The organism is Microbacterium yannicii PS01, assembly GCF_000304335.1.
Taxonomy (GTDB): Bacteria; Actinomycetota; Actinomycetes; order Actinomycetales; family Microbacteriaceae; genus Microbacterium; species Microbacterium yannicii_A.
This window is the reverse complement of the sequence record NZ_CAJF01000006.1, coordinates 116,413-129,498: the sequence shown is the minus strand read 5'-3', so window position 1 is coordinate 129,498 and position 13,086 is coordinate 116,413. Positions and strand designations below refer to the sequence as shown.

12 protein-coding genes are annotated in these 13,086 nt (G+C 71.1%); 3 read left to right on the top strand and 9 right to left on the bottom strand.

Annotation, left to right across the window (positions count from 1 at the left end; all coding sequences use genetic code 11):
* Nucleotides 1–51: 51 nt before the first annotated feature.
* From WYM_RS05130 to WYM_RS19315, 4 genes are all read right to left on the bottom strand, one after another.
* The gene (locus WYM_RS05130; RefSeq protein WP_019179761.1) at nucleotides 52–546 is read right to left on the bottom strand and encodes a hypothetical protein; all 495 of its coding nucleotides are present in this window, start codon (nucleotides 544–546) and stop codon (nucleotides 52–54) included.
* A complete protein-coding gene (locus WYM_RS05125) occupies nucleotides 543–1,739 on the bottom strand; it encodes a cation:proton antiporter (RefSeq protein ID WP_019179760.1) in 1,197 nt (398 codons plus the stop codon). The genes WYM_RS05130 and WYM_RS05125 overlap by 4 nt, the downstream gene beginning before the upstream one ends.
* Nucleotides 1,740–1,762: 23 nt before the next feature.
* Nucleotides 1,763–2,968 carry a lipase family protein gene (locus WYM_RS05120; RefSeq protein WP_157524896.1) on the bottom strand — a complete coding sequence of 402 codons (1,206 nt, stop codon included), beginning with the start codon at nucleotides 2,966–2,968 and terminating at the stop codon, nucleotides 1,763–1,765.
* Between the two features lie 109 nt (nucleotides 2,969–3,077).
* Nucleotides 3,078–4,214 carry a hypothetical protein gene (locus WYM_RS19315; RefSeq protein WP_019179758.1) on the bottom strand — a complete coding sequence of 379 codons (1,137 nt, stop codon included), beginning with the start codon at nucleotides 4,212–4,214 and terminating at the stop codon, nucleotides 3,078–3,080.
* Between the two features lie 66 nt (nucleotides 4,215–4,280).
* Here WYM_RS19315 and WYM_RS05110 point away from each other — a divergent pair, with 66 nt between their 5' ends.
* Nucleotides 4,281–4,889: a TetR/AcrR family transcriptional regulator gene (locus WYM_RS05110; protein WP_019179757.1), complete on the top strand. Its 609-nt coding sequence runs from the start codon at nucleotides 4,281–4,283 to the stop codon at nucleotides 4,887–4,889.
* A 7-nt stretch (nucleotides 4,890–4,896) separates the two neighbouring features.
* On the opposite strand, the gene WYM_RS19310 is transcribed toward WYM_RS05110, so the two are convergent.
* The 4 genes from WYM_RS19310 to xylA form a co-directional block, all read right to left on the bottom strand.
* Complete coding sequence (locus WYM_RS19310) at nucleotides 4,897–5,619, bottom strand: GTP pyrophosphokinase (RefSeq protein WP_051008066.1); 723 nt, start codon at nucleotides 5,617–5,619, stop codon at nucleotides 4,897–4,899.
* A gap of 72 nt (nucleotides 5,620–5,691) precedes the next feature.
* The gene (locus WYM_RS05100; protein ID WP_019179755.1) at nucleotides 5,692–6,537 is read right to left on the bottom strand and encodes a hypothetical protein; all 846 of its coding nucleotides are present in this window, start codon (nucleotides 6,535–6,537) and stop codon (nucleotides 5,692–5,694) included.
* Between the two features lie 177 nt (nucleotides 6,538–6,714).
* Nucleotides 6,715–8,040: a xylulokinase gene (gene xylB, locus WYM_RS05095; protein WP_019179754.1), complete on the bottom strand. Its 1,326-nt coding sequence runs from the start codon at nucleotides 8,038–8,040 to the stop codon at nucleotides 6,715–6,717.
* A gap of 96 nt (nucleotides 8,041–8,136) precedes the next feature.
* A complete protein-coding gene (gene xylA, locus WYM_RS05090) occupies nucleotides 8,137–9,324 on the bottom strand; it encodes a xylose isomerase (RefSeq protein WP_019179753.1) in 1,188 nt (395 codons plus the stop codon).
* Nucleotides 9,325–9,420: 96 nt separating this feature from the next.
* On the opposite strand from xylA, the gene WYM_RS05085 reads away from it, so the two are divergent.
* Nucleotides 9,421–10,599 (top strand): ROK family transcriptional regulator, encoded by a 1,179-nt coding sequence (locus WYM_RS05085; RefSeq protein ID WP_019179752.1) that lies wholly within the window; start codon nucleotides 9,421–9,423, stop codon nucleotides 10,597–10,599.
* 39 nt (nucleotides 10,600–10,638) lie between these two features.
* On the opposite strand, the gene WYM_RS05080 is transcribed toward WYM_RS05085, so the two are convergent.
* A complete protein-coding gene (locus WYM_RS05080) occupies nucleotides 10,639–11,640 on the bottom strand; it encodes a LacI family DNA-binding transcriptional regulator (protein WP_019179751.1) in 1,002 nt (333 codons plus the stop codon).
* 158 nt (nucleotides 11,641–11,798) lie between these two features.
* Here WYM_RS05080 and WYM_RS05075 point away from each other — a divergent pair, with 158 nt between their 5' ends.
* Nucleotides 11,799–13,085, top strand: coding sequence for an ABC transporter substrate-binding protein (locus WYM_RS05075; RefSeq protein ID WP_026059564.1), 1,287 nt, complete (start codon nucleotides 11,799–11,801; stop codon nucleotides 13,083–13,085).
* Nucleotide 13,086: the final 1 nt, after the last annotated feature.

The following is a 13,086-nucleotide window of genomic DNA, read 5'->3' as shown; positions in this document are numbered from 1 at the left end:
GGGCCCGTAGCGGCGGGCGGCCCGATGTCAGGCGCTGCGGGCGTCCCGATGTCAGGCGCCGCTGGGCGGGTCGAGCAGCAGCGCGACGCGCTCGTCGAGGTACGCCGCCAGCGGCATCAGGCCCGCGGCCGCGCTCCATCGGACACTCGCGACGCCGTCGACGAGAGCCAGCGGGCCGGTCTGGCTGCCGGCCCGGCCGCGGTCGAGGGCCTCGGGCTCCAGCATCCGCCACCCGATGTGAACGACCTCGCCCTCCGCGAACCCGCCGCGGCTGGCGGCCGCGGCCAGCTCGGCGCGATGGCGCTGCGACTCGGCGGTGTACCCGCGGGGAGCGTCGTGACGAGCACGGACCACCTCGCCGGTCGCGAGGACCGCGTCGTCGGTGAGCAGCAGCACGCCGAGGTGCCACGCCGAGCCGCGGCGCTCGATGCGGGGTGCCCGCACGATGCCGAGCAGCCGGCGCGGCGTGATGAGTTCGCCCAGCGGCTCGCGCGCTGCGCCGGCGACGCGGGCGCGTGCGGCGTCGAGGAGGTCGGTCGTGCTCACGCCATGTCGTCCTGAAGAGTTCCGGAACGCACCCGCTCGCCCCGCAGCGCCATGCCGATGAGCGGGAAGAGCAGCACCGACAGCATGCCGGCGGCGACGAGCACCGCATGCTGCCACGTCGTGAGGATCCCCTCCTCGACGCCGATGGCGGTGACGGCGACGATGATCGGCAGCCCGGTCGCCCCCATGAGCGCCATCGAGAGGCGGTCGCGCCCGCTCGATCCCTCAGGCGCGGCCAGCATCGATGGGAGGCCGCGGATCACGAAGAGCGCGAGCAGGGCGACCGGAAGGAGCGCGAAGAGGATCGGGTCGTCGAGAAGAGCCTGCAGATCGAACGTGACGCCGGTGTAGATGAAGAACACCGGCACCAGGAAGCCGAAGGCGACGCCCTCGATCTTGCTCTCGACCGCCTCACGATCGGGCTCCGACGCGTCGCGCATGAGAAGGCGCCAGATGATGCCGGCGGTGAAGGCGCCCAGCAGCAGGTCGAGGTCCAGCACGATGCTCAGGGCGACGAGAGCCGCAAGGATGAGGAACACGACACGGATCGCGAACTGACCCGATGTGTGCAGCGTCGAGCTGACGAACGCGTGCATCGCCCCGCGCGGGACGCGGAAGGCGAGCCAGATCGCCAGGGCCGCGACGACGGCGAAGAGTCCGAGGATGACCGTCGACAGTCCCGGCTCGCGACCGCCGAGGAAGATCGAGATCGCCACGAGCGGCCCGAACTCGCCGACCGCGCCGACCGCCGCGACGGCCTGACCGAAGGGCGAGCGCATCTCTCCGGCATCGCGCAGCATCGGCAGCAGCGTGCCGAGCGCCGTCGAGCACAGCGCGATGCCGATCACGATCGCAGCCTCGCCGGGTGCAAGCAGGAATCCGGCCGCCACGCCTGCTGCGAGGCTGATCAGCCAGCCGATCCCCGCCCGGCGGCCGAGCCGCCCGCGGAACGAGCCGAACTCGATCTCCGTGCCCGCGACGAAGAACAGCATCGCGAGGCCGAACTCCGACAGGGTGTCGACGAAGGCGCTCGGCACCGCCCAGCCGAGAACGGCAGGACCGACCAGGATGCCGAGCACGAGCTCGAACACCACCACCGGCACGCGCACCCATCGCCCCAGCCCCCGCGCCATCAGGGGCGCGAGCACCGCGAGGATCGGAATCACCAGCAGCGTCGGCTCGAGGTCGTCCACGCGATCAGACTAGCGGCGGAGTTTCATCCCGCCACGGTGCGGTCGAGCCACCGCAGCATGGCCGGAAGCGCCAGGTACGCGATCGTCCCGTGTGTCGCGAAACTCACCTCGTGATAGGTCACGTCCATGCCCAGCGACGCCTCATGTCGTGCGAACTGCTCGGTGTCGCGGGGCACGACCAATTCGTCGTCGAGGCCCTGGGCGAGGAACAGCGGCGCATCGAAGGCGACGGATCCCGCGGAGTTGTCGGCGAACAGCGTCGCCCACGGCTCGGTCGTCGTCGGGTCCGACGTCGTGAAGTCGCCGACGAGCGGCTCGCCGATCGCATGCAGCTCGGAAATGTGCGACAGCAGGCACAGGTCGTTCATGCGCGGGACGAGCGCGAGCGCCTCCGGTGTCAGGATCCCCTCGAGCGGGGCGTCCGGATACACCTCGGCGTACGCCGTGAAGGCGTAGGACCCGATCGTGACGCCCGAGATGTCGTCGAGGTGGGCGCTCATGAGTCCGGTGAGATCGGCTGCGGGCGCCGCGGCGGCAACGGCGCGGATGTCGAGCTCCGGCGCATAGTCGGGGGCGCGCTCGGCGGCGAAGAGCACGGCCTGCCCGCCCTGCGAGTGGCCCCACAGAGCGACCCGATCGCTCGCGCGCGCCTCGGGTACGGCCCGGGCCGCGCGCGCGGCGTCCAGCACCGCGTTTCCGCCGGTGGCGCCGACGAGGTACGAGTCGGCTCCCTCCGTGCCCATCCCGACGTAGTCGGTCGCGACGACCGCGAAACCGCGGTCGAGCAGGAATCGCAGTCCCTCGATGCCCAGGAACGGGTCGAATCCGTAGGAGGGCGCGCAGGAGCGCGCTGCGCCGGTGGTCGGGTGTCCCCAGCTCAGCACGGTCCGCCCCGCCGGCGGAGCCGGAGTCAGCGGCACGACCAGCACACCGGTCGCCACCGCCGGGTCGCCGTCGAGATCGGTCGTGCGGTACATGATGCGCCAGGCGCGGCTGGCGAGCGGAGCCCCGAGAAGCTCGTCGCGCTTCACGATGGTTCCCGGGTCGCCGTCCGCGGCGCCGTCGGGCTGAGCGTAGAACGCGTCGATGCCGGGCCGCTCGAGCGCGTCGCCGACGAGGCGGATCTGCTCCGCCGCGACGATCCCGCCGAGCACCGCGAGCGCTGCGGCGACGAATGCGGCCGCGAACCGCACGTGTCGGGAGCGACGAGCGCTCGGAGGTTTCGGCATCATCGCCGACGTTAGCGCGTGACGCGCTGCCACGAGCGGAGGAGATGTGAGCGGGGGGAGGACGAGATCCGGATGTCGCGTCGTCCCTCCGTCGCATCTCCTCCGTACGTCACACCATCGCGGGCTCGGAGCGCTCGAGCTGCTCCTCGGGCGGCGTCAGCTCGGCGCGCGTGCGGTGGTGCCCGACGAGAGCCAGCACCACACCCCCCAGAAGCCACGCACTGAGCGTGATCCAGGGGACGGCGGTGGCGGCATCCGGGAAGTACGTCACCGACCGGAGCAGCGTCGCCGAGGCTCCCGGCACGAAGAACTGACCGATCGCGCCCCACGGCTCGGGCAGGAACTGGGGAGGTGCTGCGGCACCGGCGATCGGGTTGGCGATGAACATCGTGATGAGCACGCCGACGCCGATGCCGGCGGGGCCCATCAGCGCGGCGAGGCCGATGATGACGGCCGACGTCGCCGAGACGCCGAGCCCGATCACGGCGGCGTTGAGCAGCCAGTCGCCCGGCAGCAGGCCGAACCAGGTCTGCATCACGAGCGTGATGAGGGCGCCTGCGGCCACGCCGAAGACGAGCAGCCCGACCAGGCGCCGAACGACGCCCTGCACGCGCAGCGTGAGCAGGATCCCGCCGAGCATGCCCGCCAGAACCAGCGGGAAGACGGATGCCGCGAGCCCCGCCCCCGTCGGATCCCCCTCGGTGAGCGGCACGACGTCGGTGACGGTCACCTTCGGGATCTCTGGTGCGGCTCCGGGGGCCACGCCCTCGGGCAGCGGGGGGCGCTGCCCGGACTGGAGCGCTTGCATGATGGACGACAGCTGCTCGCTCAGCGCCGTCTTCGCCCGCTCGTCGATCTGCGACTGCAGCTGCGTCGCGACGCCGCGCAGCGCTTGAGCCGCCACCGGGCTGGCCGCGGTCGCGATCAGGACCTCGGGCTCGTCGCCGAGGAGGATCGCACCATAGAGCTCACGGGATTCGATACGGGAGACGGCGTCGTCGCGGTCGTCGGCGGTCTGGAGCACGAACGGCGCCGGATCCTGCTCGGCGAGGACGTCTTCGACGGCGGTGACGGCATCCGACGGTCCGGAGATCCCGACGGGAAGGTTCTGCGCCTGCGAAGTGGCGGCGGGCCAGACGAACGCCATCACGATGATGGCGACCACCACGGACCCGATCAGCCCGTAGAGCGCCGCGAATCCCCAGCGAGTCGGAAGATCGGCGGCAGAGCCGGCGTGTGCGGACATGGCGTCCCCCTAAAGAGAATGAAAGTTCTGTTTAAGTCACGATAACAGAATGGCTATTCTCTTTCTATGCCCAGAGTCTCGGACGCCTACCGCGAGGCGCGACGCGATGAGATCGGCCGGGCGGCGCTTCGTTGCCTCGAGCGCAACGGCGTGCGCGACACGTCGATCGCCGACATCGTCGAGGAATCGGGGCTGTCGACCGGCGCGATCTACTCGCACTTCTCGAACAAGGCCGAGCTCGCCCGCTATGTGGTGGGCAGGTTCCTCTTCCCCCGCGTCGACGCGCTCGAGGCCGCCGGCAGCCGAGGCCATGTCATGCCCCCGCGCGAGATCCTGCGCGGCATGCTCTCGGTGTTCAGCGAGGCCGGCCTGTCGACCTCGCTCGTCGTGCAGTTCTGGGGCGAGGCGATGGTCGATCCCGACCTGCACGCCGAGATGCTGCGCACCGCAGGTCATCTGCTGGCGTCGCTCACCGCGGCCGTCACGCCCTGGGCCCGGGATCGGGCGGAAGCGGCGGGCGGGAGGGTCACGAGCGCCGACGTCAACGCCCTCGCGGCGGACACGGCGCGGACCATCGCGACCCTGGCTCAGGGGTATGTCGCGAACACGGCGGTCTTCGGCCCTCGCGATGTGAGTGCATACATCGACTCCGCGACGGCGCTGCTCGCCGAGTGACGGCCGGTCAGACCTCCCGCACGCGGACGGTTCGCCGGCCCCGGATGTCTCTGCTGCCCCGGATCTCGCCGTGCAGGCGCTCCATGCGCTCGTCGAGCTCGGCGGCGGTGTCGGCGGCGTCCTTCAGGCTCGCGAGCAGCTCCTCGGGCACCCGCGTGTCGTACTTGTAGTAGATCTTGTGCTCGAGGCTGGCCCAGAAGTCCATCGCGATGGTGCGGAACTGCACCTCGACGGGCACTTCGATGCGGCCCGTCGACAGGAACACCGGCACCTCGATGATCGCGTGCAGGCTCTTGTACCCGTTGGCCTTGGGCTCGGCGATGTAGTCCTTGACATGGATGAGCCGCACGTCGTCCTGCGCGGTGAGCAGATCGAAGAGCCGGTAGACGTCGGCGACGAAGCTGCACGTGATGCGCACCCCGGCGATGTCGGTGATGCCGCGGCGGATCGAGCCGAAGTCGGCTTCGATGCCCTTGCGCTGCACCTTCTCGACCAGGCTGTCGGGCGATTTCACGCGGCCCGACACGTGCTCGATCGGGTTGTAGTCGTGGGTGAGCAGGAACTCCTCGCGCAGGATGCCGATCTTCGTCTCGACCTCCTGCAGTCCGAACCGGTACTCCATGAGGAATCGCTGAAGACCGTCGCGCATCTCCCTCAGCTCGGCTGCGGAGACGGTGATCTCCATGTCATCGACGCTTGTCACGGGCACCAACGACGCGGGGTTCAGCATGCCCCCACGCTAGGCAGGCCGACTACGAGAGTGCTGTGAAGATCGGATGCCGCGACCTCCGCCGGTGACGGCTCAGATGTCGTCGAGTGCGGCCTGCGCGCGCTCGGACTCCTCGGCGGCAGCGCGGGCCTTGGCCGCGGCATCGCGGCGCTCGTCCTCGATGCCGTCGAGCTTGCCGGTCGCGGCGGCGGCGTCTTCTTCGAGCCGCTGAAGATCTCGGCGCAGGTCGTCTATGCGCTCGCGCAGATGGTCTACGCGCTCCTGGGCCTTGGCGCGTCGCTCGTCGATGCGCGTCAGCTCGCGCTCGGCCTCGTTCGCGAGGCGCTCGGCCTCACGGGCGGCCTTCTCGGCCGTTTTGCGCGCGCGGCGATCGGCCAGATCGTCGCGCGGCGCGGGGCTCGCCACACCGGGAACCGAACCGCCGACGGCGTCGGCCAGGTCGGCCGCTTCGAACGTCCCCGCCTCGAGCGGCTTCACGAGGCGCCCGGTCAGCACCGCCGCGGCGGCCGCGGCATCCATCACCGCCGCGTTGATCGTCTTCTCGACATCTTCGCGCGCCGCCCCGCTGACCACCACCCCGGCGTCCTTCGCGAGGTCGACGGCCTGGGTCGCGAGCGCGGCGACGAGCTGGCGTCGCTGGCGGCCGAGACGAGACATCTCGGCGGCGTCGAGGTCGTCCTGCGCCTCGCGCAGCGCCGCCGACAGCTCGATGGCCTCGGCCAGCTGACCTTCGCGGGCGAGCAGGTTCACTGTCCATGCGGCCACGGTGGGCTTGCGCAGCGCCTTCACCTCACGCGCGATCGCGCGGTCGGCCATGCCGGCCCTGCTGTTGCGCGCCTTGGTGAACTCGTCGGGCGGCAGCACGTACAGCTCGGCGGCGATCGCGTCGAGCTGATCGGTGGCGTCGGCCTGCGGCATCCGCCCATTCTTGCGCGAGTCGTGCTCCGTTCTCAGCAAGATTCGCGCACGTGCGCCGACAGGACCGCAGATTCACGGGCCCTCGGGCAGGTGGCCGCGCGCTGCAGACTGAATTGTGAACTCGACCGGCACGCATGGGCCCGGGCGGGCCGGGTCAGCGACGTCGGCTGATCAGGGTCAGGACGACAGAATCCCAGCCGCCTGGCGAGCGGCGCCGAGGGCGACGTACTCCCCCGGCTGGGGAACCTCGACCGGCAGCCCGACCACGAGGGGCGCGATCGCGCGGACGGCGTCGGACTGTGCGCCGCCTCCGACGAGGAGCGCCCGCTCGAGCGGCACGCCCAGTCCGCGCAGGGCTTCCAGCCCCGCCGCGAGTCCCGAGAGCATCCCCTCGACGGCGGCGCGAGCGAGGTTCTCGCGGGTCGTCGAGGCGAGGGTCATGCCGGTCAGCGACGCCGTGGCATCGGGGAGGTTCGGGGTGCGCTCGCCCTCGAAATAGGGCACGAGGGCGAGGCCGCCGGCACCCGGCTCCGCGGCGAGCGCGAGACGGGAGAGCTCGGCGTGGTCCACACCCAGCACGCGCCCGATGGCGTCGAGCACGCGCGCCGCATTGAGCGTCGCGACCAGGGGAAGGAACCGGCCCGTGCAGTCGGCGAAGCCGGCGACGGTGCCAGTGGGGTCCACCGTCCGCTCCTCGCTCACCGCGAAGACCGTGCCGCTCGTGCCGATCGACACGACCACGTCTCCGGGGCCGGCGCCGAGCCCGAGGGCGGCGCCCGCGTTGTCGCCGGCGCCTCCGCCGACGCGCCGGCCGGCGGCATCCGTGACCCACTCGGCGGGTCCGAGGACGCGCGGCAGCACGGCGTCGTGGCCGAGCGCCGCCACGAGCAGATCGCGGTCGTATCCCCCGGTGGCGGGGTTCCAGTAGCCGGTGCCCGACGCGTCGGAGCGGTCGGTCACGAGTTCGTCGAGCACCGGGCCGCGCGGCGATTCTCCGACCGGACCGAAGCCGCGCAGGCGCCAGGTGAGCCAGTCGTGGGGAAGGGCGACGGCCGCCACGCGGCCGGCGTTGTCGGGCTCGTGATCGCGCAGCCACCGCAGCTTCGTGATGGTGAAGGATGCCACGGGCACAAGTCCGGTGCGACGGGCGAGCTCGTCGGGCCCGAACTCGGCGATCAGGTCCGCGGCCGCCTGTGCCGAGCGAGTGTCGTTCCACAGCAGCGCGTCGCGGATCACCCGCCCGTCGGCGTCGAGTGCGACCATCCCGTGTTGCTGCCCACCGATGGCCCACGCCTCGACGGCGGCCGGCCCGGAGTCGTCGTCGCCGAGGCCGCCGGCGTCGGCGATCGCGGACTGCAGCGCCTGCCACCAGGCTTCCGGAGCGACCGACGTGCCGTCCGGGTGCGACGCACGCCCGGTGCGAACGACCGTGCCCCTCGCGGCATCGACGATCACGACCTTGCAGGACTGCGTCGACGAGTCGACGCCCATCACCAGTGCCATCTCGGCTCCTTCTTGAAGCGATTGCCCGACTCGCCACGACACGCCGGCCCGCAGCGCGCGGACCGGCGTGTCATGGCGACTCGGATGCCGGAGGTGTCAGCGAGCGCCGAGCAGGTGCTCGGTCGCGAGCTGCTGCAGGCGGACGAAGCCGCCGCCCTTGCCACCGAGGTAGGCGTCGGTGTCGAAGTCCTCGTAGGCCGAGCGGTCGGCGAGGAAGTCGTCGTACGTCTCGCCCTCGCCCAGGGTCGGGGTCGAGAGCTCGAAGACCTTCGCGGCCTCGAGCGCCTCCTGCACCTCGGGGTCGGCGCGGAAGGCCGCGGCACGCTCCTTGAGCAGCAGGTAGGTGCGCATGTTCGCCGCTGCCGACTCCCACACGCCCGTCTCGTCCTCGGTGCGCGAGGGCTTGTAGTCGAAGTGGCGCGGACCGTCGTACGCCGGCACACCGCCGGGTCCGCCGTTCTCGAGCAGGTCGACGAGCGCGAAGGCGTTGTGCAGGTCTCCGTGGCCGAAGACGAGGTCCTGGTCGTACTTGATGCCGCGCTGACCGTTGAGGTCGATGTGGAAGAGCTTGCCGTGGTACAGCGCCTGCGCGATGCCGGCGGCGAAGTTCAGGCCCGCCATCTGCTCGTGCCCGACCTCGGGGTTCAGGCCCACGAGCTCGGGGCGCTCGAGCGAGTCGATGAAGGCGATCGCGTGGCCGAGCGTGGGCAGCAGGATGTCGCCGCGGGGCTCGTTGGGCTTGGGCTCGATGGCGAAGCGGATGTCATAGCCCTTGTCGGTGACGTAGTCGCCGAGCAGGTTCACGGCCTCGCGGTAGCGCTCGAGCGCGGCGCGGATGTCCTTGGCAGAGTCGTACTCGGCGCCCTCGCGGCCGCCCCACATGACGAACGTCTTGGCGCCCAGCTCGGCACCGAGGTCGAGCTGACGGAAGACCTTGCGCAGCGCGAAGCGGCGCACCTCGCGGTCGTTCGCGGTGAAGCCGCCGTCCTTGAAGACGGGGGCCGAGAAGAGGTTGGTCGTGACCATCGGCACGATCAGGCCGGTGTCGGCCAGCGCGCCCTTGAGGCGGTCGATCTGGTTCTGGCGCTCGGCCTCGCTCGACCCGAAGGCGAACAGGTCGTCGTCGTGGAAGGTCAGGCCGTAGGCGCCGAGTTCGGCGAGCTTCTCGACGGCGTGGACGACGTCGAGGGCGGGACGGGTGGGGCCGCCGAACGGGTCGGTGCCGTTGTAGCCGACGGTCCAGAGTCCGAACGAGAACTTGTCGTCGCGCGTGGGGGTGGGCATGGTGCTCCTGTTCGGCGGTGAACTAATTGTTGTTGAAGACAACCTATACCACTCCAGGTCCCACGTCCACCGGCCAACGACCCGTACAGTGAAGCGGTGACCGACCAGTTGCCCGCCGAGGGAGTGCGTCAGCGGAACCTCGCACGCCTGCTGCGCCTCGTGCACGTCGACGGACCGCTGTCGCGGGCCTCGCTCACCGAGCTCACCGGCCTCAATCGCTCGACGATCGCCGACCTGGTGGCCACGCTCGCGCAGCGCGGGCTGCTCGAGGAACGGGCTCCCGACCCGTCCCGGCGCGTCGGGCGGCCCTCCCCGATGGTGGTGGCCGACAGTCGGGTCGTCGCCATCGCGGTGAACCCCGAGGTGGACGCCATCGAGATCGGCGCGGTGGGTCTTGACCGCGGCATCCGCCGGCGCGAGCGCATCGAGGTCGACCACCTGCTCACCCCCGACGAGACCGCGCAGATCGTCGCCGAGCGCCTGGAGGCCTGGCGACGAACCGATCTCGACGGCTGCCTGATCGCCGGAGTCGGGCTCGCGATCCCGGGCCTCGTCCGCGCCGCGGACGGACTCGTTCGCGATGCGCCTCACCTGCGCTGGACGGATGCCCCGGTGCGCGATCTCGTGGAGTCCGCGGCGGGGCTGCCGGTCGCGGTGGGCAACGACGCGAGTCTCGCCGCTCTCGCGGAGCACCTCTTCGGAGCGGCGCGCGGCATCGACGATGTCGTCTACCTCAACGGCGGGGCCAGCGGCATCGGCGGCGGCTTGATCGTCGGCGGCGTCGCCGTGCCCGGGGCCCGGGGCTACGCGGGCGAGTTCGGCCAGAACCGTCCGGGCATCGCGTCGGACGCCGACCGGCGAGCGCGAGCCGGAGTGCTCGAGGACGAGGTGAGCCGCGCGCGCCTGCTCGAGGTCGTCGGGCTGCACGCCGCCGACGAGCCCACACTGGCGACCGCCCTCGCCGCCTCACGCGTTCCCGAGGCGGCCGCAGAGGTCGAACGGCAGCGCCGGATCCTCTCCACCGCGCTGGCCAACGCGGTCAACGTCCTCAATCCGTCCGTGGTCGTCGTCGGCGGCTTCCTCGCGACGCTGGCCGGCCATGACCTGCCCGGGCTGATGGACCTCGTGGCGGCGCAGGCGATGCCCGCGAACGTGGAGGATCTCGACATCCGCGTGGCCGTCCTCGCCGAGGATCGCCTGCTCATCGGCGCGGCCGAGATCGCGTTCGCCCCGCTGCTGCGCGACCCGATGTCGGTGCTGAGCAGTCGAGCCTAGCGCCGGGACTCCGCCGTGACCGGTCTCGAGGCGGCAGCGTCAGCGGCCCGGCGGGGCGGTCGTCGCACGCGGCACCAGCCGGGTGGGCAGCTGGACCCGCGGATGCTCGGGCGTCTCGCCGTCGATGATCGCCGTGACCAGCTGCGCGGCCACCATGCCCAGGCGGTGCATCGGCTGACGGATCGTGGTGAGTGCCGGAACGCGGCGGGAGGCCTCGGGCACATCGTCGAAACCGACGACGGAGAGATCGCCCGGCACCGTGAGCCCGAGATCGGCCGCCACGTCGAGCACGGCCAGGGCGGAGATGTCGTTCGCCGCGAAGACCGCGGTCGGCGGGGTGGGGCAGGCGAGCAGCCGGTGCGCCGCCTCGGCGGCGGCGTCCGGGTCGTAGCGGCCGACCTCCATGAGCCGGGGATGGAACGGGATGCCGGCATCGGCCAGCGCCTGCCGGTAGCCGGCTTCGCGCAGCTGGGCCGAGCGCAGGTCGGGCCGGCCGGCGAGGAACCCGATCCGCCGGTGCCCGAGCTCGATCAGGTACCGCGTCGCCTGCAGCGCGCCGCCGAAGCTGTCGGATTCGACGGTCGGCATGTCGCCGTGTCCGGTGTGTGGGTCCACCGCGACGACGGGGATCTCCACCGCCGCCGTCAGCACCGTGGGAGTCACCAGGATCGCGGCATCGATGAGGGTTCCCGACAGCCGCTGCAGCGACCGCCGCTCCCATCCCGCGGAGGCGTGATGGCGAACACCCGCGTAGGCGACCACGTCGTACAGCGAATCGTTCAGACCCGCACCGACGCCCTTGAGCACCTCGGCGCTGAAGGGCTCGAAGTCGGGAACCAGCACGCCGATCACGCCCGTTCGGCGCGAGCGCATGCTGCTCGCCACCAGGCTCGACGCGTAGCCGAGGCGCTCGACTTCGGCGAGCACGCGCTGCACCGTCTCGTCGGCCACGCCGTAGCGCCCGTTGACCGCCTTCGACACGGTCGCGACCGAGACGCCGGCGGCTTTCGCCACGTCGTGGATCGTCGGCCTGCGCGTCATGGAAGAGAAATCTACGTCATGGAAAATGATTTCGAAAACGTTTGACACTTTCCGCGAGGATTGCCACCATCGTGAATCCCGGCCACCGAAGCACCCAGGCCGGGAGTGTCCTGCGCTGGAGAATCAGCGTCACTCAACGAGGAGAACAGGTGGATCACATGTACGGCAGACGAATCCTCGTCGGCTCTGCGGCACTCATCGTCGGCGCGCTCGCGCTGAGCGGCTGCGCGGGCGGCGACAGCGGAGGGGCCGACGGCGACGTCTCGATGTCGCTCTGGCACAACTCGACCACCGGACCGGGCAAGGCGTTCTGGGAGGAGACGGTCGCGGACTTCGAGTCCGAGAACCCCGGCGTCACGATCGACATCCAGTCGGTGCAGAACGAGGACCTCGACGGCAAGCTCCAGACCGCGCTCAACGCGGGCGACGCGCCCGACGTCTTCCTCCAGCGCGGCGGCGGCAAGATGGCGGCGATGGTCGAGGCCGGTCAGCTGAAAGACCTGACCGACGGCATCGAGGGGGCGGCGAAGTCCGAGATCCCCGAGGCGGCCTACTCGGCCAACAGCCTCGACGGCAAGATCTACGCACTGCCGGTCGCGGTGCTCCCGGGCGGCATGTTCTACAGCCAGGACCTGTTCGCCGAAGCGGGCATCACCGAGAACCCGACCACGATCGAGGACTTCGCGGGCACGGTCGACCAGCTCAAGAGCGCGGGCATCGCCCCGATCGCCCTCGGCGCGAAGGACGCCTGGCCCGCCGCGCACTGGTACTACTGGTTCGCTCTGCGCGAGTGCAGCCCGGAGACGCTGGCCAAGGCCGCCGACGAGATGGTCTTCGACGACGAGTGCTGGATCGCCGCCGGTGAGGACCTGCAGGAGCTCGCCGCACTGGAGCCGTTCAACGACGGCTACCTGACGACGTCCGCTCAGCAGGGCGCCGGCAGCTCGGCAGGCCTCATCGCCAACCACCAGGCCGGCATGGAGCTCATGGGCGCCTGGAACCCCGGCGTCATCGCGGGGCTCACGCCCGACCAGCAGCCCCTGCCCGACCTCGGCTGGTTCCCCTTCCCCGAGGTGTCGGGTGGCGAGGGCGAGCCCGGATCGATGATGGGCGGCGTCGACGGGTACTCCTGCTCGGTCGATGCCCCGGACGCATGCGTCGACTTCCTCAACTACCTCGGCACGGCCGAGGTGCAGACGGCGTACTACGAGGCGTTCAACGCGCCGCCGGTCAACACCGTCGCACAGGAGGCCGTCACCGAGCCGTACCTGCAGGACATCCTCGCCGCCTACAACGCCGCGCCGTTCGCGACGCAGTGGCTCGACACCGTCTACGGCCAGAACGTGGGCAACGCGCTGAACGTGGCCGTCGTCGACATGCTGGCGGGCGGCGGTTCACCGGAGGGCATCGTCGAGGCCGTCCAGGACGCGGCCGCGAAGGCGTAAG